The organism is Microbacterium sp. Marseille-Q6648, from assembly GCF_943181415.1.
Lineage (GTDB): Bacteria > Actinomycetota > Actinomycetes > Actinomycetales > Microbacteriaceae > Microbacterium.
The window spans coordinates 946,045-967,700 of record NZ_CALPBZ010000001.1 but is presented as its reverse complement, the minus strand read 5'-3'; the positions used below and the strand labels follow the sequence as shown (position 1 = coordinate 967,700).

Annotated in this window: 22 protein-coding genes and 1 tRNA gene; 11 read left to right on the top strand and 12 right to left on the bottom strand. The window is 70.6% G+C overall.

What is annotated here, in order from left to right; genetic code table 11:
- Positions 1 to 12 precede the first annotated feature (12 nt).
- The 4 genes from NFR93_RS04680 to NFR93_RS04665 all read left to right on the top strand — a co-directional run bounded on the left by NFR93_RS04680 (position 13) and on the right by NFR93_RS04665 (position 3,371).
- Positions 13 to 1,437, top strand: a complete 1,425-nt coding sequence (locus NFR93_RS04680; protein ID WP_251451493.1) for an NAD(P)/FAD-dependent oxidoreductase — start codon at positions 13 to 15, stop codon at positions 1,435 to 1,437.
- A gap of 29 nt (positions 1,438 to 1,466) precedes the next feature.
- Positions 1,467 to 1,540 (top strand) — tRNA-Leu (locus tag NFR93_RS04675).
- A gap of 160 nt (positions 1,541 to 1,700) precedes the next feature.
- Entirely contained in the window at positions 1,701 to 2,267 is a 567-nt protein-coding gene (locus NFR93_RS04670) for a LemA family protein (protein WP_251450422.1), read from the top strand.
- 18 nt (positions 2,268 to 2,285) lie between these two features.
- Complete coding sequence (locus NFR93_RS04665; RefSeq protein ID WP_251450420.1) at positions 2,286 to 3,371, top strand: DNA glycosylase AlkZ-like family protein; 1,086 nt, start codon at positions 2,286 to 2,288, stop codon at positions 3,369 to 3,371.
- A gap of 34 nt (positions 3,372 to 3,405) precedes the next feature.
- On the opposite strand, the gene NFR93_RS04660 is transcribed toward NFR93_RS04665, so the two are convergent.
- Both NFR93_RS04660 and NFR93_RS04655 read right to left on the bottom strand, forming a co-directional pair.
- A complete protein-coding gene (locus NFR93_RS04660) occupies positions 3,406 to 4,311 on the bottom strand; it encodes a hypothetical protein (RefSeq protein WP_251450418.1) in 906 nt (301 codons plus the stop codon).
- On the bottom strand, positions 4,308 to 5,612 hold the full coding sequence (locus NFR93_RS04655) for a winged helix-turn-helix domain-containing protein (protein ID WP_251450416.1): 1,305 nt from the start codon (positions 5,610 to 5,612) through the stop codon (positions 4,308 to 4,310). Before NFR93_RS04655 ends, NFR93_RS04660 begins: the two co-directional genes overlap by 4 nt.
- An 82-nt stretch (positions 5,613 to 5,694) precedes the next feature.
- Here NFR93_RS04655 and NFR93_RS04650 point away from each other — a divergent pair, with 82 nt between their 5' ends.
- Positions 5,695 to 6,888 carry an AI-2E family transporter gene (locus NFR93_RS04650; RefSeq protein WP_251450414.1) on the top strand — a complete coding sequence of 398 codons (1,194 nt, stop codon included), beginning with the start codon at positions 5,695 to 5,697 and terminating at the stop codon, positions 6,886 to 6,888.
- Complete coding sequence (gene ilvA / locus NFR93_RS04645) at positions 6,885 to 8,141, top strand: threonine ammonia-lyase (RefSeq protein ID WP_251450413.1); 1,257 nt, start codon at positions 6,885 to 6,887, stop codon at positions 8,139 to 8,141. Before NFR93_RS04650 ends, ilvA begins: the two co-directional genes overlap by 4 nt.
- Before the next feature lie 39 nt (positions 8,142 to 8,180).
- On the opposite strand, the gene greA is transcribed toward ilvA, so the two are convergent.
- Together greA and NFR93_RS04635 are read right to left on the bottom strand one after the other, a co-directional pair.
- Positions 8,181 to 8,672: a transcription elongation factor GreA gene (gene greA, locus NFR93_RS04640; protein ID WP_251450412.1), complete on the bottom strand. Its 492-nt coding sequence runs from the start codon at positions 8,670 to 8,672 to the stop codon at positions 8,181 to 8,183.
- Positions 8,673 to 8,756: 84 nt separating this feature from the next.
- Complete coding sequence (locus NFR93_RS04635) at positions 8,757 to 9,149, bottom strand: DUF4307 domain-containing protein (protein ID WP_251450411.1); 393 nt, start codon at positions 9,147 to 9,149, stop codon at positions 8,757 to 8,759.
- 112 nt (positions 9,150 to 9,261) lie between these two features.
- On the opposite strand from NFR93_RS04635, the gene NFR93_RS04630 reads away from it, so the two are divergent.
- A complete protein-coding gene (locus NFR93_RS04630; RefSeq protein ID WP_251450410.1) occupies positions 9,262 to 9,612 on the top strand; it encodes a hypothetical protein in 351 nt (116 codons plus the stop codon).
- Between the two features lie 4 nt (positions 9,613 to 9,616).
- Here the strand turns inward: NFR93_RS04630 and trhA are convergent, their stop codons facing one another.
- Positions 9,617 to 10,345 carry a PAQR family membrane homeostasis protein TrhA gene (gene trhA / locus NFR93_RS04625; RefSeq protein WP_251450409.1) on the bottom strand — a complete coding sequence of 243 codons (729 nt, stop codon included), beginning with the start codon at positions 10,343 to 10,345 and terminating at the stop codon, positions 9,617 to 9,619.
- A gap of 123 nt (positions 10,346 to 10,468) precedes the next feature.
- Here trhA and NFR93_RS04620 point away from each other — a divergent pair, with 123 nt between their 5' ends.
- From NFR93_RS04620 to NFR93_RS04605, 4 genes are all read left to right on the top strand, one after another.
- On the top strand, positions 10,469 to 11,254 hold the full coding sequence (locus tag NFR93_RS04620) for an isoprenyl transferase (RefSeq protein ID WP_251450408.1): 786 nt from the start codon (positions 10,469 to 10,471) through the stop codon (positions 11,252 to 11,254).
- 69 nt (positions 11,255 to 11,323) lie between these two features.
- On the top strand, positions 11,324 to 12,436 hold the full coding sequence (locus NFR93_RS04615) for an aminotransferase class V-fold PLP-dependent enzyme (RefSeq protein ID WP_251451491.1): 1,113 nt from the start codon (positions 11,324 to 11,326) through the stop codon (positions 12,434 to 12,436).
- Positions 12,437 to 12,616: 180 nt separating this feature from the next.
- Positions 12,617 to 13,975 carry an RNA 5'-3' helicase PhoH2 gene (gene phoH2, locus NFR93_RS04610; RefSeq protein ID WP_251450406.1) on the top strand — a complete coding sequence of 453 codons (1,359 nt, stop codon included), beginning with the start codon at positions 12,617 to 12,619 and terminating at the stop codon, positions 13,973 to 13,975.
- A gap of 493 nt (positions 13,976 to 14,468) precedes the next feature.
- Positions 14,469 to 15,005 (top strand): hypothetical protein, encoded by a 537-nt coding sequence (locus NFR93_RS04605; RefSeq protein WP_251450404.1) that lies wholly within the window; start codon positions 14,469 to 14,471, stop codon positions 15,003 to 15,005.
- 73 nt (positions 15,006 to 15,078) lie between these two features.
- Here the strand turns inward: NFR93_RS04605 and NFR93_RS04600 are convergent, their stop codons facing one another.
- The 7 genes from NFR93_RS04600 to xseA all read right to left on the bottom strand — a co-directional run bounded on the left by NFR93_RS04600 (position 15,079) and on the right by xseA (position 21,609).
- On the bottom strand, positions 15,079 to 15,735 hold the full coding sequence (locus NFR93_RS04600; RefSeq protein WP_251450402.1) for a response regulator transcription factor: 657 nt from the start codon (positions 15,733 to 15,735) through the stop codon (positions 15,079 to 15,081).
- A complete protein-coding gene (locus tag NFR93_RS04595; protein WP_251450400.1) occupies positions 15,732 to 17,246 on the bottom strand; it encodes a sensor histidine kinase in 1,515 nt (504 codons plus the stop codon). Before NFR93_RS04595 ends, NFR93_RS04600 begins: the two co-directional genes overlap by 4 nt.
- 62 nt (positions 17,247 to 17,308) lie before the next feature.
- Positions 17,309 to 18,703: a class II fumarate hydratase gene (locus NFR93_RS04590; protein ID WP_251450397.1), complete on the bottom strand. Its 1,395-nt coding sequence runs from the start codon at positions 18,701 to 18,703 to the stop codon at positions 17,309 to 17,311.
- A gap of 42 nt (positions 18,704 to 18,745) precedes the next feature.
- Positions 18,746 to 19,357 (bottom strand): carbonic anhydrase, encoded by a 612-nt coding sequence (locus tag NFR93_RS04585; protein ID WP_251451489.1) that lies wholly within the window; start codon positions 19,355 to 19,357, stop codon positions 18,746 to 18,748.
- A 56-nt stretch (positions 19,358 to 19,413) separates the two neighbouring features.
- Positions 19,414 to 20,049: a DUF4245 family protein gene (locus NFR93_RS04580; protein WP_251450395.1), complete on the bottom strand. Its 636-nt coding sequence runs from the start codon at positions 20,047 to 20,049 to the stop codon at positions 19,414 to 19,416.
- Positions 20,049 to 20,291, bottom strand: coding sequence for an exodeoxyribonuclease VII small subunit (locus NFR93_RS04575; RefSeq protein WP_251450393.1), 243 nt, complete (start codon positions 20,289 to 20,291; stop codon positions 20,049 to 20,051). Before NFR93_RS04575 ends, NFR93_RS04580 begins: the two co-directional genes overlap by 1 nt.
- Position 20,292: 1 nt before the next feature.
- Positions 20,293 to 21,609: an exodeoxyribonuclease VII large subunit gene (gene xseA / locus NFR93_RS04570; RefSeq protein ID WP_251450391.1), complete on the bottom strand. Its 1,317-nt coding sequence runs from the start codon at positions 21,607 to 21,609 to the stop codon at positions 20,293 to 20,295.
- Positions 21,610 to 21,656: the final 47 nt, after the last annotated feature.

Sequence of the window (21,656 nt, the reverse complement as noted above, 5' to 3'; positions counted from 1 at the left end):
GTGACCAACACCGTGCCCAAGATCCTCATCGTCGGTGGCGGCTACGCAGGCTTCTACACGGCCTGGAAGCTCGAGAAGCTCCTGCGCAAAGGCGAAGCCGACGTCACCGTCGTCGATCCGCTCCCGTACATGACCTATCAGCCGTTCCTCCCCGAGGTGGCTGCCGGCTCGATCGAAGCCCGTCACTCGGTGGTGGCGCTGCGTCGACACCTCAAGCGGTCCACCGTGATCGCCGGCAAGGTGACGGGCATCCAGCACGCCGACAAGGTCGCCACGATCACGCCCGTCGCCGGTGAGGCGTATCAGGTGGAGTACGACCAGATCGTCGTCACCGCCGGCGCGGTCTCGCGCACGTTCCCCATTCCGGGGATCGCCGACAACGCCATCGGCCTCAAGACCATCGAAGAGGCCGTCGCGATCCGCGACCGTCTCATGTCGAACTTCGACAAGGCCTCCACGCTGCCTGCCGGCCCCGAGCGCGACCGCCTGCTCACCGTCGTCGTCGTCGGCGGCGGCTTCGCCGGCATCGAGGTGTTCGCCGAGCTGCGTTCGCTGGCGTCGTCGCTGATCAAGTTCTACCCGCAGCTGACGTTCGAGGACACGCACTTCCACCTCGTCGAGGCCATGGGCCGCATCATGCCGGAGGTCTCGCTGAAGACCAGCGAATGGGTGCTGAAGGACCTCGCCAAGCGCGGCGCCAACGTGCACCTGGACACCCAGGTCACGGGCGCCGTCGACGGCAACATCGAGCTGTCCACCGGCGAGACGATCCCGTCCGACCTCATCATCTGGACCGCCGGTGTGATGGCCAACCCCACCGTCGTCCGCGGCAGCGACCTCCCCGTCGAGGAGCGCGGTCGCATCCGCACGCGCCCCGATCTGCGCGTCGGCACCGACGAGGAATTCGTCGAGGGCGCGTGGGCAGCCGGCGACGTATCAGCCGTGCCCGACCTCACGGGCGGCGGCGTGGGCGGCTACTGCGTCCCCAACGCCCAGCACGCCGTGCGCCAGGGCAAGCTGATGGCCAAGAACATCACCGCCGTGCTGCGCGGCGAGCTGCCGAAGGATTACGTCCACAAGAACCTCGGTGCCGTCGCAGGCCTCGGGCTGTACAACGGCGTCTTCCAGTCCGGCAACATCGCCCTCAAGGGCCTCGTCGCGTGGGTCGCCCACCGCGGCTACCACGGTCTGGCGATGCCCACCTGGGAGCGCAAGTTCCGGGTGGTGTGGGGCTGGTGGAACAACCTCTGGCTGGGTCGTGACATCGTGAACCTCTCGACCGTGCAGAACCCGCGCTACGTGTTCGAGGAGTTCGCCGCGCGTCCCCGCCCGGCACAGCCGGCCGTCACGCCGCCGGCAGAGCCGCGCGAGCAGGGCAAGATCGCCGACCAGCCCGAGAAGGTCGAAGCAGACAAGGAGGCCGCCGCCGCGCGCTGACGGTAGCGTGGTGGCGTCGCACGAGCGGCGCCCCCGTAGCCCAATCGGCAGAGGCAGGCGGCTTAAACCCGCTCCAGTCCGGGTTCGAGTCCCGGCGGGGGTACGAGTGAGGGCGGCGTTCACGGACGCCGCCCTCGCTCGTACCCGGTCGGTACGCCGCACCCGACGCTCGGTGGGTAACGGCTGAGAGACGTCGGTGCGCACCGGTGCGCGAGGGACGCCGTGGCTAGGATGAGGTCAAACCGCGAACGGAGTGCCTGGCAATGGAATGGTTGATCCCCGTCCTCATCGTGGTGGCGCTCGTCGTCATCGCGGGCATCTATCTGTGGGCGACCTACAACTCGCTCGTGCAGCTCAATGTCCGTGTCGACGAGGCGTGGAGCGACATCACCGTTCAGCTCAAGCGCCGCGCCGACCTGCTGCCGAACCTCATCGAAGCGGTCAAGGGGTACGCCGCCCATGAGAAGGCCGTGTTCGAGAACGTCACCCGCGCACGCGCCGAGACCATCACGGCCGAGAGCCCCGCGGCCGCGGGCGTGGCGGAAGGTCACATGCAGCGGGCCCTGAAGTCGCTCTTCGCCGTCGCCGAGGCGTATCCGCAATTGCAGGCGAGCCAGAACTTCCTGCAGCTGCAGCAGTCGATCGTCGACACGGAAGACAAGATCCAGGCCTCGCGCCGGTTCTACAACGGCGGCGTGCGCGAGCTCAACACCAAGATCAAGGTCTTCCCGAACAACCTCTTCGCGCGCAACCTCGGCTTCCACGAGCGCGAGTTCTTCGAGGTGGTCGACGGTGCCGCGATCAGCGAGCCCCCGCGCGTCCAGTTCTGAGCCCTACGGGCGCCCGTCGTGCGGCAGCTGACGAGAGCGCAGGCGAGGCGACTCGCCGTCCATGCTCAGCTGCTGGGGGCGGCGCGCCCGGTCGGCATCGTCGAGACGATCGACGCCCTCACCGTCGTCAACATCGAGCCGACCGCCGCGATCGCGCCGAGCGCCGACCTCATCCTCTGGTCGCGCCTGGGATGGCCGTATCAGCCCGATGATCTCGTCCGGCTGGTCGAGGTGGACCGTGCGGTCTTCGAGTGGGGCGGGTTCTACCGCGCGATGACGGATCTCGCCCTGCTGATCCCCGAGATGCGCACCCGCCCGGCATCCCGCTCGGCACGGGACTGGCTCGAGGCCAACGACCGGTTCCGCAGGGACGTGATGGCCAGGCTCCGCGCGGACGGACCGCTCCGGCCGAGCGAGATCCCCGACGGTGCTCAGGTGCCGTGGCGTTCCACCGGCTGGACCGACAACCGCAACACGCTGCAGTTGCTCGAGATCCTCGTGATGACCGGCGACGTCGCGATCCACTCGCGGGACGCCAAAGGCCGTATCTTCGACCTCGCCGAGCGGGTGTATCCGGCCGACGTCGAGACGCTCGGTGCGGAGGACGCGGCGCGCGAGCGGGCGCAGCGGCGCCTGGGTGCGCTGGGCATCGCGCGAGTGCGCAGCGTCGCGCAGCCGGTCGAGGCCATCGATGTCGGTGAGATCGGCGAGCCGGTCGTGGTGGACGGCGTCGACGGCGAGTGGCGGGTGGACGTGGCCGCTCTCGACGAGCTGGACACCTTCGCGCCCCGCACCGCGCTGGTCTCGCCCTTCGACCGACTGGTGTTCGACCGCGATCGGCTGCAGCAGCTCTTCGGGTTCGAGTACGTGCTGGAGATGTACAAGCCCGCGACCGCGCGCCGGTGGGGATACTTCGCCCTGCCGATCCTGCACGGCGACCGGTTCGTCGGGAAGCTCGACGCCAGAGCGGATCGTCGCGCCGGAGTGCTGACGGTGCATGCCGTCCACGAGGACATCCCGTTCACTGCCGAGATCGACGACGCGGTCGAGAACGAGGTCCAGGAGCTCGCGCGGTGGCTCGGACTAGAGCTCAGGCGCGGCTGAGGCCGCGGTCCGATCATGCGTCGGGGTACCCCGATCACCGCACGGCGAGCACCATCCGGTCGCCGCGGAAGGAGAGGTCTCCGCGCAGCGTCCAGGTATCGGTGCGGTAGGTGAACGAGCCCTCGTCCCCGGCTCGAGTCACACCGGTCACGGTGGCCACGAGCACACCGTCGGTCGCCGTGAACGACAGATCCTCCTCGGACAGCTCGACCAGCGGGTGGGCTTCGATGCGGAAGTCGACCGCCGTCAGGGTCGCGAGGTCCGCCGCCCACGGGATGCGGATGCCGCACCGCTCGGGCACGGCATCGGCCGGGCGCGCGCAGTCGTCGGCGTAGGCGTCCACGCCCTCCTGCGCCCGGGCCTCGGCGTCGGGTCCGAGCGCGGCCCGCACCGTCACCTCGACATCGGCGCCCGGAAGCGCCAGCGCCTCCTCGCGCCCGACCAGGAGATCACCGGGCGCGGCCTCGACGTCGTAGGCGGCGGGGAGCACCGGCACCGCATCGCCCGCCCGAGTGAGGACACCTCCGATACGGATGCTGTCACCGAGAGTGGTGCCCGCTGCGACGCTCCCGAGCCCGTCCTGTACGCGCCAGCCGACCGGCGTGCGCACGAGGGCCAGGGTGACACGGGTGGTCGTACCCCCGAGCGCGATGTCGGCGACGGCGGTCGCGGCGTCCTCGCTCGCCGCGTCGATCGAGCGTACGTCCGGGTCGCTGATGTAGGCCGCGGCGTCGGCGAAGCGTTCGATGACGGCCTCCGGCGGGGGATCGGCCAGGAGAGCGGCCGCATCGTCGCCCTCGCCGGCCGCCAAGGCGGCGAGGAACGCGTCGGCGACGGCATCCGGTCCTGAGGGCCGCGTGAACAGCCACGCCGTGATGAGGATCACCGTGACCGCGAGCACGGTGCCGACGGCGATGCCCATCACCGCTCGAGGTCTCACCCGTCCACGTTAGCCGGTGCGTCGCCCGCTGCCTCCGTGGCAGGGGCCGCTTCCGAGACGTCAGGCCGGCTGTCGTGCCGCTCGGCTTCGGGGAGCGCTGCCGCGACGTCATCGGCGGCGTCGCCCCACCGCGACACCGAGATGCTCTCCAGTCGCTGCCATGCCGCGGCGGTGCGCACCTCGGTGGCGAGGCGCTCCGCGGCATCCGCAGGTCGACCGTGCTCCCACCAGGCCGATTGCACCAGCAGCGTCGAGCGCGCCCGATCCGCCTTGAGGTCGACGCGTCCGACCACGTCGTCGCCGAGCAGGACGGGCAGGGAATAGTAGCCGTAGCGACGGCGGGGCGCCGGTGTGTAGATCTCGATGCGGTACGCGAAGTCGAAGAGCCGCTCGGCGCGGTCGCGGAACCACACCATCGGATCGAACGGTGTCAGCAGTGCGGCGGCGTCGACGCGCCGGGGGAGGACGGCGTCGCGGTGCAGCCACGCCTTGGCCGGTCTTCCCGCGCTGGTCCAGCCGGCCACGGTGACCGGCTGCAGAACGCCGGCGTCCTGGAGTTCGGCGATCGCGCGGTGCACCGCCGGTCGATCCCTGAGACGCCAGTAGTCGGCGAGGTCGGATGCCGTCGCCACGCCGTAGGCGGCGCTCGCTCGCGCGACGAGTTCTCGGATCGCGTCCGGCCTCGGGATGACGGAGTCCAGGACCGCAGCCGGTATCACCTGCTCCGCGAGGGCGTAGCGGCGTTCGAATCCCTGGCGACCCGCAATGGCCACCTCGCCGAAGAGCCAGAGGTACTCCAAGGCGTTCTTCACCACGTCCCAGTCCCACCAGGGCCCGCGGCGCGATGAGCGCCGCGCGTCGTGCTCGAGCTGCGCGGGGCGCAGCGGCCCCCGCTCGGCGAGCTCGCCGAGCACCCAGTCGACGATGTCGCTGTGGCGCCGAAACCACCCGTCCGGGTCAGTGCCGTACTTCGCGCGGTTGTCGTCCATGCGGAAGCGGAAGAGCGCCCAGTCCGCGGCGGGGATGAAGGCGGCCACATGCGCCCAGTACTCCACGTACGGTGCACGGCGGGCGAACAGAAGGCGATCCAGGTCCGCGGGATCGTAGGCGCCCAGGCGCGAGAACAGGGGCATGTAGTGCGAGCGCGCGAAGACGTTCACCGAGTCGATCTGCAGCGTCCCCATCCGGCGCATCGCCGAGTTGAGCTGGCGCGTCGTCACCGCGGCGGGTCGGGGCCGGGCGAAGCCCTGAGCGGCCAGCGCGATGCGCCGCGCTTCGGCGGTGCTGAGCGTGGATCTCACGCGCGCCAGCCTAACGACGGCCGCCGACATGTCGCCTCGGGCTCATGAACGGCGCGGTATGCCACGCGCCTAGACTGGCGGGATGAGCGGCTCCGACGACAAGCCGCGCGGCTCCCTGCTGGACGCGCTGAAGGATCGAAGTCGCGTCGTCTCTTCCGAGATCGGCGCGACCGTTCCGCGCGGGCTGCGGATCGCCACCGCCTACTCGTGGCGTCTTCTGGTCGTGGCCGCCGCGGCCGCCGTGGCCATCTGGCTGATCATCCAGCTGAAGCTCCTCGTCATCCCGCTGCTGATCGCGATCCTCATCACGGCCCTCCTCTCACCGGGGTTCGGCTGGATGCTGCGGCATCGCGTGCCACGTTGGCTGGCCATCGTGGTGTCGGTGCTCACGACCCTGGCGGTCGTGTCGGGCCTGATGTGGCTGGTGATCTGGCAGGTGACCCGCGAGTGGCCGTCGGTGAGCGAGCGCACGGTGGAAGCGGTGGCGGAGTTCCGGCAGTACCTCATCCAGGGGCCGCTGCACCTGACCGCCGGGCAGATCGACGACCTGCTGGGACAGGCGTGGTCGCTCATCCAGGAGCAGGCGGGTGTCCTGTGGAGCGGTGCGCTGGCGATCGGCACGACCATCGGCCACGTCGCCACCGGGGCGCTGTTGACCCTCTTCATCCTCCTGACGCTGCTGGCGGACGGCGCGGGCATCTGGCGGTGGAGCACGCGGCTGTTCCCGCGGCGCGCGCGCCCGGCCGTGGACGGCGCGGCGCGCGCCGGATGGGTGACGGTGGTCAACTACGCGCGCACGCAGCTGCTCGTGGCCACCATCGACGCCATCGGCATCGGGCTGGGCGCGTTCTTCCTGGGCGTGCCCCTGGCGATCCCGATCGCCGTCCTGGTCTTCCTCGGCGCTTTCATCCCCATCGTCGGCGCGGTGCTGACGGGCGCGGTCGCGGTGTTCCTCGCGCTGGTCTACAACGGGCCCTGGATCGCACTGTGGATGCTGGTGGTCGTGCTCGGGGTCCAGCAGTTGGAGGGTCATGTCCTCCAGCCCCTCCTGATGGGCTCGGCCGTGAAGGTGCACCCGCTGGCGGTGGTGCTCGTCGTCGCCGGCGGCGCTCTCATCGCCGGCATCCCGGGCGCCCTGTTCGCCGTGCCCCTCGCCGCCTTCGTCAACGTCGTCGCCGTGTACCTCGGCGATCGCGCGTGGGAGACCGGGGCAGCGCCGCCCTCGGGCGATCTCATCTGGTCCACCGTCCCGCGTCCGAGGAGGACACCCGCGTGAGCACCGACCCGTCGTCCGTCGTGGCCAGCCGCATCCCCACCTTGGCGGAGGTCGACAGCGCCGCTGCGGCCCTCGCCGGCGTGATCTCGACCACGCCTCTGGACTACTCGCAGAATCTCAGCGATGTGCTCGGCGTCCCCGTCCACCTCAAGCTCGAGAACCTCCAGCGCACCGGCTCGTTCAAGATCCGGGGCGCGACGTACCGACTGTCGCGCCTGACCGCCGAGGAGCGGGCGCGCGGGGTCGTCGCGGCGTCCGCAGGCAACCACGCCCAGGGTGTCGCGCTGGCGGCCAAGGCCCTCGGCATCCACGCCACGATCTTCATGCCGCTCGGGGTGCCCGTGCCGAAGCTGCTCGCCACCCGCGGCTACGGTGCGGACGTCGTCCTCGACGGCGCCACGGTCGAGACGCCGCTGCGTCTGGCGGCGGAGTTCGCCGAGCGCACGGGCGCCGTCTTCATCCACCCCTTCGACCACCCGGACATCATCGCGGGGCAGGGCACCCTCGGCCTGGAGATCATGGACGAGCTTCCCGACGTCGAGACGATCGTGGTGGGAATAGGCGGGGGAGGGCTGCTCGCCGGCGTCGCCGCCGCGGCCAAGGCCCGCGCGCGTGCGGCCGGGCGAACGGTGCGCATCATCGGGGTCCAGGCGGAGAACGCCGCGGCCTACCCGTCGTCGCTCGCCGCCGGGGAGCCCCTCGAGATCGAGACCCGCCCGACGATCGCGGACGGCATCGCCGTGGCGCGCCCCGGCGACCTTCCCTTCGAGATCATCCGCGACCTCGTGGACGATGTCGTCACCGTCTCGGACGACGACATCGCCCGGGCGCTCCTCGTGCTGCTCGAGCGGGCCAAGCAGGTCGTGGAGCCCGCGGGTGCCGTGGGGGTGGCCGCGATCCTCGCCGGCAAGGTCACGGCGTCGGGGCCGACCGTCGCCGTGCTCTCGGGCGGAAACATCGATCCGCTCCTCCTGCAGCGCGTGGTCGCGCACGGACTCGCGGCCTCGGGACGCTACATGACCCTGCAGATCCCGCTGCCGGATCGTCCCGGTCAGCTCGCGCGCGTCTCGGAGCTGCTCGCCCACGCGGGAGCCAACGTCATCGAAGTGCTGCACACGCGGCACGGACAGGGGCTGCAGATCAGCGAGGTGATCCTGCAGCTGAGCGTCGAGACGCGCGGCGAGGAGCACCGTGCACACGTCATCTCGGTGCTCGAAGAGGCGGGCTACGCGCCCACCGTCGTGCCGGACTGACCCCGGAAACCACCGCCCACCCTTACGGGCCGCACGAGGCTACTGCCCGTGATAGGTCTCGACCTTGACGATCTCGACCGAGATCTCGCGCCCGTTCGGGGCGGTGTAGCTGGTGTTGTCGCCCTCGGCCAGTCCCAGGATGGCGGAGCCGAGCGGCGAGGCCTCGCTGTAGACGTCGAGCTCGCTGTTCGCTGCGATCTCGCGGCTGCCGAGGAGGAAGACCTCTTCGCCTCCCGCGATGACCGCCGTGACCACGGTGCCGGGTTCGACCGTTCCGGTGCTCTCGGGCGCTTCGCCCACGGTGGCGTTCTTCAAGAGCGACTGCAGGGTGCGGATGCGGGCCTCCTGCTTGCCCTGCTCGTCCTTGGCGGCGTGGTATCCGCCGTTCTCCTTGAGGTCGCCCTCTTCGCGCGCCGCCTCGATGCGTTTGGCGATCTCTTCGCGACCGGTGGTGGAGAGGTGCTCGAGCTCGGCGGCGAGACGGTCGTACGCATCCTGCGTGAGGAAGGTCACCTGGGCATCGTTGGACACGTCTGACTCCTTCGATATGAGGGTCCGGATGTTCGAAACGCCCCGGCTCCGGCCAGGGCGTCACGAGAAGGTCTTCGCGACAGACTACGTCACCCAGCAGGCGTTGACCAAACCCGTCGTGGCCTCGGCCGTCGTGGGGATGACCTCCCGAAAAGCCCGCGCAGCCTGGTCGGATGCCGGGAACTCCACGACACGCCAGCCCACCACGCCGTGCTCGGTGTCCTGCGCCTCGAGCGCGCACGCGACGGTGCGACCGACCGGCCCGCTGAACTGAAACCCCAGTTCGACCGTGTGCTCGTCGACGACTTCGAAGCTCGTGGTGTCGACGTCGACGGTCTCGAAGGTGGGAGCGACCACCGACCACGCGAGCAGACCCGTGAGCACCGCGCCGATCCCGATCGCCGCGCCCAGCATCCATTTCGATCGGGGCGTGCGCGTACGACCGTATCGCTCGTCGAGCATCTCTGCCGTGGTCATGGGGTCCGCTCCGAAGATTAGGCTGGGACCACCAGGCTACGCGCCGTCGTCGCCGCGTCGGGCCATCACCCGCCCATGCCGTACGCCTGCCCCGCGCTCGATCGAGGACACCATGCCGCACGCTCTCTCCGCCGTCGCCCACGTCGTCACCGGCGCCGTCACCCCCACCCCGACGCCGACGGTCGACCCCGAACTGGTCACCCCGGGGGTCTGGGGCTTCGCCATCATCGCGTTCATCGCGCTGGCGGTGGTGCTGCTGGTGGCCGACATGCTGCGCCGCATCCGCCGGGGACGCGTCCGCGCCGACATCGCCGAGGAGCTCGACGCCGAGGAGCGCGCGGCCGAGGAGCGCGCGGCCGAGGAGCGCGCGGCCGAGGAGCAGGACGCGAGGCAGCGGACCGCCGACACGGATTCCGCTGCGCAGGACGACGCGTCCGATCAGGGTCCGCCCCGGGGCGAGTGACGGCTCAGCCGCCGTGGTACGCCGGCTCGATGGCGATGAGCAGGCATGCCGTCCAATGGCACAGGAACGCCAGCACCGTGCACACGTGGAAGATCTCGTGGAACCCGAAGTGCCCGGGCCACGGGTTGGGGCGCTTCATGGCGTACACGATCGCGCCCGCGGTGTAGAGCAGTCCGCCGACGCACACCAGGATCATCATCGCCGCGTTGGCCGCGAGCAGGTCGGGGAGGTACATCACAGCGGCCCAGCCGAGTGCGAGGTACAGCGCGACGTAGAGCCACCGCGGTGCGTGCACCCAGAAGACGCGGAAGAGGATGCCCACCAGCGCTCCGCCCCACACCAGGGACATGAGCAGGACGGTCTTCGGGGTGGGGAGCGCGAGGACGGCGATCGGGGTGTAGGTGCCGGCGATGAGCAGCACGATGTTGGCGTGGTCGATGCGCTTGAGCAGGACCTTCGTCTTCGGGCTCCAGTCGAACCGGTGGTACAGCGCCGAGATGCCGAACAGCAGCAGCGAGCTCACCATGAAGATCGCCGAGGCGATCTTGGCCGCCGAGCCCTGCGCAGCGGCGATCAGCACGATCCCCGCGACGATCGCGATCGGGAAGGTCGCGGCGTGGATCCACCCGCGCCACGTGGGCCGCACGTCGACGACCGCGTCGACGTGCGCGGCCTCCATGAGGGGCAGGTGCGGGACGTCGGGTTCGGGGGGAGTGGGGCTGCGGCGGGCCATTGCTCCAGGGTAGATCCCCGGGCATACCGGCGTCCGTACATACTCGATCCCATTGCCGGTGGGACCGGGTCTCATTGCGCGGAGCCGCGCGGAGCCTGGCGACGGGGACGGTAGCGTAAGCGTGTGGCGCATGCTTCGTCGAACGAGGGGAGAGGTCCTCTCTACCGTCTGTACATCAACAGGCTCCGGCGCCGCCTGCGGCCCGAGGACGTGCCCCACCACATCGCGATGATGATCGACGGCAACCGCCGATGGGCGCGCCAGCTCGGCTACGATTCCGCCGCCCACGGTCACCGGGCGGGGGCCGCGAAGATGCGCGAATTCCTCGGGTGGTGCGATGACATCGGCGTGGGGGTGGTGTCGCTCTATCTGCTGTCGAGCGACAACCTGCGCAAGCGCGACTCGCGCGAGCTCTCGGATCTCATCGAGATCATCGCGGAGCTGGCCGACGAGCTCTCGCACGAGCGCGATTGGCGGGTCAAGCACGTCGGCCGGACCGAAGAGCTCCCGACGGAGCTCGCCCGCGTCCTGGCCGAGGCGGAGAGGCGCACGACCGGCAACACCGGCCTGCACGTCAACCTGGCCGTGGCCTACGGCGGCCGCGGCGAGATCGTCGACGCCGTGCGCAGCATCATCGCCCAGCACGGGGGCGGCGGCGGGTCGCTCGAGGAGCTGGCGGCCAACCTCACTCCCGAGCAGATCGGCGAGCACCTGTACACCGGCGGCCAGCCCGACCCGGACCTCGTCATCCGCACGTCGGGGGAGCAGCGTCTCAGCGACTTCCTGCTGTGGCAGAGCGCGCACTCCGAGTTCTATTTCGTCGAGGCGCTCGGACCGGATCTTCGCGAGGTGGACTTCCTGCGCGCGATGCGCGACTACGCCAGTCGCGATCGCCGTTTCGGCGGCTGACCGGCCGCTCTCCCGCATCGACCCGGCCCGGTGCGCAGCGCATCATGCCAGAATGACGTCGTGGCGGATATGGAGTCGTTCCTGGCCTCGTTCGATGCCGAGCCGGGATATCTGGACTGGGCCTCCTTCGGCCCGCTGTCGCCGTCCGTGCGCGCGGAGGCGGGGGCCGACACCGAGCTGCTCGGCTCCGGGCGGCGCTCGAGCCTCGACCTCGTCGGGGGGCACGTGGCCGACGCCCGCGAGCTTCTCGCCGGAATGCTGGATGCCGCGCCCGACCAGGTGGTCCTCCAGCCGTCCACCACGTATGGACTCATGCACGCCATCTACGGCGTCGCGGGCGGGCTGCTGGTCTCGCGGGCGGAGTTCCCCAGTCTCACCGTCACCGCCCAACGTGCGGCGGACGCACTCGGCTCGCTGCAGGTGCAGTGGATGGATCCCGAAGACGGGATGGTCACCCCCGAGCTGGTGCGCGCGTCGCTCACCGACGACACCCGCGCCCTCGCCGTCAGCCTGGTCGACTTCCGCACGGGGTACCGCGCCGACCTCACCGCGCTGCGCGACGTGATCGGCGATCGCCTGCTGATCGTCGACGCCATTCAGGGCTTCGGAGTCGTGGACGCAGACTACGGCGCCGCCGATGTCGTCTGCGCGAACGGCTACAAGTGGCTCCGCGCCGGTCGGGGCACCGGCTTCGCACGCTTCGGCGAGCGGGCGCTGGAGCGTCTCGCGCCGGTGCTGTCGGGCTTCGCGGGCACCGATGGCGACCTTCCCGTGGATGTCGTGCCGCTTCCTTCCGCCTCGGCCCGCGCGTTCACCGTCGCATGGCCCGATGCGCTCGCCGCCTCGCGGCTGGCCGCCGCACTCCGCGAGATCGCCGAGGTCGGAGTGTCCGCGATCGAGGGCGAGGTAGCGGGGCGGGCGCGGGACGTCTTCTTCACCGCCGATCGCTACGGCATCCCCGTGCTCACGCCGCGCGAACCCGCGCAGCACGCCGGCATCGTGACGCTCGCGCCGGCTCCGCAGGATGCCGCGCCGCTGGCGGCGTCCCTGGCCAACCACGGCATCACGGTGACGGTGCGCTCCGGGCTCATCCGCGTCGCGCCCCACGCGGGGACCGGCGCCGACAGCATCCGCCTGCTGGGAGACGCGCTGGCGGAGTTCTCCGCCGCCCGCGTGTGGTGACGGCCCCGGAATTAACCCCGTCGTAACCAACTCGCCGCGTGTCGGAATCGCCGGAGAATCATCGTGGTCGTAGTTTCAACCCAACGGGCACGGAGCCCGTTCGAGTCGGCCTGAGATCGCGACTCGTGACCCTGGTCGACTCGTGACTGCCGGGTGAAGCACCCGGGGCGGGAGTGGGTTGTGACCACACGAGCACCACACGATCAGCGCAGTCGGATCCTCGACGAGGAGGTCGCGGAAAGCGATACGGCGTTGCGCACCTACGTCCTGGACACATCGGTCCTGCTGAGCGACCCCCGAGCCTTCTTCCGGTTCGCCGAGCACAGCATCGTGATCCCGGTCGTGGTGATCACCGAACTCGAGGGCAAGCGTCACGATCCCGAGATCGGATACTTCGCCCGTCAGGCGCTGCGCCATCTCGACGAGATGCGCATCGAGCACGGCCGGCTCGACTATCCCGTCGAGGTCGGAACCGGGGGCACCCTGCGCGTGGAGCTGTCCAACACCGACCCCGGAGTCCTCCCCGCCGGCATGCGCCTCGGCGACAACGACAGCCGCATCCTCGCCGTCGCCATGCACCTGGCGGGCGAGGGACAGGACGTCACCATCGTGTCGAAGGACCTCCCGATGCGCGTCAAGGCGGCATCCATCGGTCTCACCGCCGAGGAGTACCTCGCCGAGCAGGCCGTCGACTCGGGGTGGACGGGCATCACGGCCATCGACGTCTCGGGCGACGAGATCAGCGACCTGTACGAGACCGAGGTGGCCACGAGCGAGGACGTGCGCGGTCTGCCCGTCAACACCGGACTGATCATCCACTCCGAACGAGGCTCGGCGCTCGGCCGGGTGACCGGCGACGGCGGATACCGGTTGGTGCGAGGCGACCGCGAGGTCTTCGGTCTGCACGGGCGCTCCGCCGAGCAGCGGATCGCCATCGACCTGCTGCTGGATCCCGAGGTCGGCATCGTCTCGCTCGGCGGCCGCGCCGGCACGGGGAAGTCCGCCCTCGCGCTGTGTGCGGGACTGGAGGCGGTGCTCGAACGCCAGCAGCAGAAGAAGATCATCGTCTTCCGTCCGCTGTTCGCCGTGGGCGGGCAGGAGCTCGGCTACCTCCCCGGCGACCAGGCCGAGAAGATGAACCCGTGGGGGCAGGCCGTCTTCGACACCCTCGGCTCGGTCGTGTCGGGGAATGTCCTCGACGAGGTCGTCGAGCGCGGTCTGCTCGAGGTCATGCCCCTGACCCACATCAGGGGACGCTCGCTGCACGATGCCTTCGTGATCGTCGACGAGGCCCAGTCGCTCGAACGGAACGTCCTGCTCACCGTCCTCAGCCGCATGGGGCAGAACTCGCGCGTCGTGCTCACCCACGACGTGGGCCAGCGCGACAACCTGAGGGTGGGGCGCCACGACGGCGTCGCCTCGGTCATCGAGACGCTGAAGGGTCACGGACTGTTCGGGCACGTGACGCTCACGCGGTCCGAGCGCTCGGCGATCGCCGCTCTGGTGACCGATCTGCTCGAAGCGGGCGAACTGGCCTGACGACGACGAGGGGGCCGGGATGCCGCATCCCGGCCCCCTCGTCGCGTGCGGGCGGGTGCGATCCGCCCACCGAATGAGAAGAGTCTCATCGCCGAAGTGCCTCGCCGGCCTTACCAGTCTGGAAACATGGTATCTGCGCGTGGGGACGCCTCCACGTCTGTGCGCTGAGCGACGGATGCAGGGAAGGATGCCGTGGACACTCGGAGACGCTTCGCCGTGGGCGGCGCCGCCACCGTCGTGGCCAGCATCGCCGTGATGGCCGCCGTCGCCGTCACCACCTCGGCCGTCCTCGCCGATGCGGCCGGATCTCCGGTCGGCGCCGCCCCCCTGCTCGTGCCGTCCGCCTCTCCGACACCGGTGCTGCCGCCGCCGCCCCCGCGAACCGCCCCGCCGCTCCGTCGAGCGAAGCCACGGCGGCGAGGCCGGCGGGGAGCCGGCCCCGCCGGCTCCGGTTGCCCGGGCCGAGATCGTCCCCGCACCCGAGCCGGGGATCGTGCCGGATGCCGCGCCGTTCGACCTCGAGGTCGCTGAGGCATCGGTGTCGGCGTGGCGCGACGACGGTGCCCCGGACCCTCTCCGCGATTGGGCGCTGAGCCGTGGCTGGTCCGCCGATCGCGTCGACCGCTGGTTCGCCGGACTCGCCGACGACGGTGGTGCGTCCGAGCCGGACATGCCCGAGGGCGGACGGCTCGCGGGTGCCGACCTGGTGGAACCGGGCGCGGTCTCTTCCGAAGGTCCCGGTTCTCGTTCGGGCCCCGGCGCCGAGCGCGGTCCTGCCGACGAGAAGCTCTCGACCGAGTCCTCAACGCAGGGAGCGTCGCCCGCGCCGGCCCGGGAGAACGCGGCATCCGGCCCCGCTCAGCGTTCCCCTGTCGCGGAGGAGCGCGCAGCCAACACGCGCACTCACGCCGCCACGCCTCCCCAGACTCCCGTCCCCTCGACGGGTCGCTCCGCCGACAATCCCGGGCTCGCGCTCGGGACCGGTGCGAAGAAAGCCCAATCGCGCGTTCCCCCAGACCAGCGCGATTGATGAGGCCGGTTCCCCCGCCGGCCGTCACAGCCCCCGGTGTCCCCCAGCACCGGGGGCTTCTTCGTGCGACGGGCTACTCCCAGCGGTACCCCGCCCCACGCACGGTGATGATGTGCGCAGCGCCGAGCTTGCCGCGCAGGTACCGCACGTAGACGTCGACGACGTTCGATCCGGGATCGAAGTCCAGACCCCACACACGGCTGAGCAGCACCTCACGGCTGAGGACGCGACCCGGATTGCGCAGGAACTGCTCGGCGAGCGCGAACTCGCGCGTCGACAGCTCCACCTCACGGCCACCCACCGTCGCGCGGCGCGCGAGCACATCGAGCACGACATCGCCATGGGTGATGCTGACTCCGGGCGACAGTGCGGTCTCGCGCAGGCGTGAACGCACGCGGGCGAGCAGCTCGTCGAACGTGAACGGCTTCGGCACGTAGTCGTTGGCGCCGGCGTCGAGCCCGTCGACGGTGTCGCGGGTGCTCGAACGTGCGGTGAGCATGATGACGGGGATGGTGTTCCGCGCGGCGCGCAGGGCGCGCAGCACCTCGAAGCCGTCCATCGTGGGAAGACCGACATCGAGCAGCACGAGGTCGGCGTCGCCGTGGAGGGCTGCCGCCAGCCCCTCAGCGCCGTCCTCGACGGTCTGCGTCTCGTAGCCGGCCGCCTCCAGCCCGCGGCTGACGAACGAGGCGATGCGCGACTCATCCTCGATGATGAGGATCTTGGTCATTCCGAAGCCTCTCGTTGCAGGACGACGTCTCCCGCACGCACCGGAGAGGGCAGGGTGGCCGACGCCGTGGGCAGGTGGATGGTGAAGGTGGCTCCGCCGCCGGGGGTGTCCGACACGGCGCACACACCGCCGTGGGACTTGGCGATGGCGTCGACGATCGCGAGCCCGAGACCGGAGCCGCCGATCTCGCGTTTGATCTGTGCGCGGTCGAAGCGACGGAAGATGCGGTGCCGTGCCGCCGGCGGGATGCCGGGGCCGTGGTCGCGCACCCAGAGCCGGGTGCCGGTGGCGTCCAGGGCGCTGCCGATCTCGATGCGCGAGCCCGGCGGTGTGTACTTGGCCGCGTTGTCGGCGAGCTGAAGCCACGCCTGCAGCAGGCGGTCGCCGTCGGCGACGACGTGCCCGGCGGCGTACGACTCCACGCTCCAGGCATGCCCGGGGATCACTGCGACGAGCTCGCCCACGCGCGCGGTGAGGGCGCCCAGGTCGACCTCGCCCATCGTGTAGGCGTCGCCCTCCGCAGCGGCCAGCAGGTCGATGTCTTCGACCAGCCGGGTCATCCGGTCGAGTTCGGCCATCCCGATCTCGCGGGCGGCTTCCACATCCGCGGCGTCGCGCGTGTTCATCAGCTCGAGGTGGCCGCGCACGATGGTGATCGGCGTCTTGAGTTCGTGGCGCACATCGTCCAGAAGCTGACGCTGGACGTCGACGGAGCCCTCCAGGCGGTCGAGCATCGAGTTGACGGTGCGAGAGAGATCGGCGATGTCGTCGGTGCCGCGCGCGCGCATGCGCGGGGAGAGGTCCTCGATGGTGATCGCGTCGGCGGTCTCGCGCAGATGACGGATGGGAGAGAGCAACCGCCCTGTCACGAACCAGCCGACGACGCCGATCGCGGCGAGCACGATCACCGCGGCCAGGGCGTAGGTGGCCATGCCGGCGGTGACGGGCTCGAGCTCGGCCTCGAGATCGATGGCCCTCAGGTACACGCCCTCGCGGGGATCGCCGGCCACCTGGACCGGGACGGCGATGTAGCGCAGGGCGCCGTCCTCGCTGCTGGCGGTGCCTGAGACGGTCTCGCCCGTCGCGGCGGTCTCGGCGCTGACGCGGGCGATGAGGGCGCGGTCGTCGGCGATGTCGAATCCCGACAGCGTCGTCGGCCGGAAGCGCGCCGCGCCGTCCACGATCGCCACGGATGCCTCGTTCCGCCCCGGCACCAGGCGGGCGACGGCATCGCGCAGATAGTCGTCGACCGAGGCGTACTGCTGCACGGGGGGATCCTGCGATGTCGAGGGGGTGCCGACCTCGGACGCGCCGCTGTCACCACCGAGCCCCGCGACGGTCTGCAGACGCTCCACCTGCCCGTACAGCCGCGCCTCGACTTCGCGGACGATGCGCTCGCGCTGCACGATGAAGGTCACGCTTCCCACGATCGCAAGACCGATGCACGCCACGGCGAGGATCGCGCCGAGGATGCGCGCACGCGCCGTGAGCGGCCGGGAGGTGGGTGCCACCCCCTGATTATCGCCCCGCGACAGCCCGTGCGCGGCACCCGCGGTTCGTGCCGCCGGCGGCCTCAGCCCGGGTGCGTCATCGACAGCAGGTCGAGCTTGCTGTCGAGCTGTTCGATGGTGAGCTCACCGCGGTCCACGTAGCCGAGGTCGAGCACCGCCTCACGGACGGTGATCCCCTTGGCGACGGAGTGCTTGGCGATCTTCGCAGCGGCTTCATAGCCGATGAGCTTGTTCAGCGGGGTCACGATCGACGGCGACATGCCGGCGTAGGCCGCGGCGCGCTCGACGTTCGCTTCGAGCCCGTCGATCGTCTTGTCAGCCAGCACGCGCACGGCGTTGCTGAGCAGGCGGATCGACTCCAGCAGGGCCGTGCCCATCACGGGGATGGCGACGTTGAGCTCGAACGAGCCCGATGCGCCCGCCCACGCCACGGTGGCGTCGTTCCCGATGACGCGTGCGCACACCATGAGCACGGCTTCCGGGACGACCGGGTTGACCTTGCCGGGCATGATCGACGAGCCCGGCTGCAGGTCGGGGATGTGCAGTTCGCCGAGTCCGGTGTTCGGGCCCGAACCCATCCAGCGCAGGTCGTTGTTGATCTTCGTCAGCGAGACCGCGATGGTGCGCAGCGCTCCCGAGGTCTCGACCAGGCCGTCGCGATTGGCCTGCGCCTCGAAGTGGTCCTTGGCCTCGGTGATGGGCAGCTCGGTGTCGGCCGCCAGCAGCGCGATGACCTTCTGCGGGAAGCCGGCGGGCGTGTTGATCCCGGTGCCGACGGCGGTGCCGCCCAGCGGCACCTCTCCGACGCGGGGGAGTGCGGACTGCACGCGCTCGATCCCGAGACGCATCTGCCGCGCGTAGCCGCCGAACTCCTGGCCGAGGGTCACCGGGGTGGCGTCCATCAGGTGGGTGCGACCGGACTTCACGACGCTCTTCCACTGCTCCGCCTTCGCCTCGAGAGCGACGCAGAGGTGGTCGAGCGCGGGGATGAGGTCGTCGATGAGCGCCTGGGTGACGGCGATGTGGACCGAGGTGGGGAACACGTCGTTCGAGGACTGGGACGCGTTCACGTGATCGTTCGGGTGGACCGGTGATCCGAGGTGACGGGTGGCGAGGGTCGCCAGCACCTCGTTCATGTTCATGTTCGACGAGGTCCCGCTGCCGGTCTGGTAGGTGTCGACGGGGAAGTGCGCGTCGTGGACACCCGAGATGACCTCGTCGGCCGCGGCGGCGATCGCGTCGGCGATGCCGGCGTCGAGGACCCCCAGCTCTTTGTTGGCCAGGGCCGCGGCTTTCTTGATGCGCGCCAGCGCCGCGATCTGAGTGGACTCCAGGCCGGTACCCGAAATGGGGAAGTTCTCGACGGCGCGTTGGGTCTGCGCGCTGTAGAGAGCGGCTGCGGGCACCCGCACCTCGCCCATGGTGTCGTGCTCGATGCGGTACTCGGTGTCGGTCACGTCGTTGTTCCTCCGGTGTCTACTTCGTGGCAGGGGTGCAGCTCAGTGGTGGGCGCTGGGGTCGCTGTCGAGCCCAACGATGACATCGGGCACGGCCGTCCCCTCGGCGAGGCGGTAGTTCGCGCCGACGATGGCGAGGCGGCCCTCCGCGACGGCGTCGCTGATGAGCTCGGACGAGTGCAGCAGGTCCGCGACAGTGTCGCGCAGGTGCTCGCGGCCCACGACCTCGGGGTCGACGGGTGCGTCGGGGCCGTTCTCGCGGATGACGCGCCGCACGGCGGGCACGATGGGGGCGATCTGTCGCCAGATGTGCGGCGGGAGGGTGGGAGCGTCGATGCCGGTGCTGTCGATCGCGGCCCCCACCGCGCCGCACGCGTCGTGGCCGAGCACGATGATGAGCGGAACCTCGAGCACGGCGACCGCGTACTCCAGGCTTCCCACCACGGAGTCGGAGATGACCTGACCGGCATTGCGGACGACGAACAGATCGCCCAGGCCCTTGTCGAAGATGATCTCGGCGGCCAGGCGCGAGTCCGAGCAGCCGAACAGGGCGGCGCGGGGCCGCTGACCGGCGGCCAGGACATGACGACGTTCGACGTCCTGGCGGGGGTGGCGGGGCTCACCGGCGACGAAGCGCTCATTGCCGCGTCGCATCTCCTCCCACACCTTGGCGGGAGTGGGGGCGGTGGCGGGGGTTGCGGTGCTGTCGGTCACGATTCCTCCTCACGCAGGGCCAATACGTCCTCGGCGACGGCCTCGGCCGCGCGCTCCAGGTCTTCGTCGGACGACGTGCCGTAGACCATCACGATGTCGGCGCCGGCGTCGGTGGCGAGCGCCCCCGAGACGTTACCGGCGCGCGCGGGGTCGCGGATGTCGTAGCGATCCCACTCGACACCTGCGATCTCGACGGTCTCGCCGACCGCTGCGCCGCCCAGTTCGCGGGTCGGCCACGACTCGTCGGCGTCGAAGCCCTGCGCGATCCTCAAGAAGCCGGCGTCGGGCACGTAGACCACGGTCCAGGCGCGGATGCCCTCGCCGGTGACCGAGGCGGCGTTCACGCGCCACTCGGGGGGCGCATCGGGCACGATGACCGTGCGCTCCCGGGCGTCGGCGACGTCGGCGGCGACAGCGGCGACGTCGATGGGTCCGTCGTCGGGCGGGGTGCCGCGGGGAACGGCGAAGATGATGACGGCGACGACGGCGACGGTGATGACGAGCGCGGCGACGAGGTTGCGCACCGTCTGACTGGACCGGTAGATGCGCGAGGCTTCGGCCTTCCGCGCGGCGGTCTCGTCAGCGGTCTCGGGGCGGCCGAGCTCGGCCACGATGCGCGGGTCGCGTGCCATCACCCGTCCGTCCGGTCGGTGCCGGCGCGGGCGTCCTCCAGCCGTCGCTTGGCGCCGCGCAGCCACTCCTCGCACCGGGCGGCCAGGGCCTCGCCCCGCTCCCACAGGGCGAGCGAGTGCTCGAGCGTGGGGGCGCCCTGCTCCAGTTCGGCGACCACGCGCACCAGCTCGTCCCGCGCCTGTTCGAACGACAGCTCGGCGACGTCGACGGCGGGGCCCTGCGACTCGGTCATGGCTTCCATCCTAGGTCGCACCGGAGACGTCGCCCGCGGTCGTGCCGCCGGACCCGCCGTCGTCGATCGGCCCCTCGGAGCGCGCTGCGAAGGAGCCCTGCGCGACTGTCACGAGCACCTCGGTGCCGGACGGAGCCTGCGCGGCATCGCGGACGATCGCGCCTCCCGGGACGTGGGCGATGGCGTACCCTCGCGCGAGGGTCGACGCGGGAGAGAGTGCGCGCAGGGTGGCCGTGAGCTCGGCTGCGTGGCGTGCGTGCGAGTCGAGTGCGCGGCTCACCCGATCGCGACCTCGCGCCGTGAGCAGATGGATCTCGTGCGAGCGTGCCGTGAACATGGATGCCGGATCGCGCAGCACGGGGCGGGACCGCAGCTGCTCGAGCTGAGCGATGTCATGCGCGACGCGCTGGGTGAGGCGCATGGTGAGTCGGGACCGCAGCTGCCCCACCAGCGCCCGCTGCTCGGACACGTCCGGCACGACTCGCTTGGCGGCGTCCGTGGGTGTGGACGCACGGAGATCGGCGACATCGTCCAGCAGCGGGTGATCGTTCTCGTGCCCGATGGCGCTGACGACCGGGGTGGTCGCCGCTGCCACCGCCCGAACGAGACGCTCGTCGCTGAATCCGAGGAGCGTCTGCGGATCGCCGCCCCCGCGGGCGATGACGATGACGTCGACATCGGGGTCGGCGTCGAGGGCTTTGAGCGCGGCGATCGTCTCAGGCACGCATCGGTCGCCCTGCACGGCGGCGTAGCGGGTGCGGAAGTGCACCTGCGGCCAGCGCAGTTCGGCGTTGCGATGGACGTCCTTCTCGGCATCCGATCTCTCGCCGGTGATCAGGCCGATGCAGTGCGGCAGGAAGGGGAGGGGCTTCTTGCGAGAAGCATCGAACAGGCCCTCGGAGCGCAGTTGCGCGCGCAAGCGTTCGAGCTTCTCGAGCTGATCGCCGAGACCGACGTGTCGCATTGCCGACACGCCGAAGGTGAGATCGCCGGTCTTGATGAAGTAGTCGGCCTTGACGCACGCGATGACGTGGTCGCCGACCTTGAGGTCGCTCGGCAGCCGGTCGCGGGTGGACGACCAGATGCGGAAGGTGATGCTCGCGTCGGTGACGAGGTCCTTCATCCTGCCGAAGACGTTGCCGCCCCGCAGGTTCCACGACGTGATCTCTCCCTCGACCCACACCGACCCCCACGTCTGCAGGAACCCGCGGATCGTGTCGTTGAGCCGCGCGACCGAGGTCGGAGCCTCGGCCGAGGAGTCGCGGGGACGCACCGAATCGGGCGGCGGCGCCTCGCCGGCGACGGCCACGGGTTCGAACGCGGTCATGGTCCTCCTGGCGGCGGCGGGGCTGGGCGGCGACCCCGCCCGTAGAA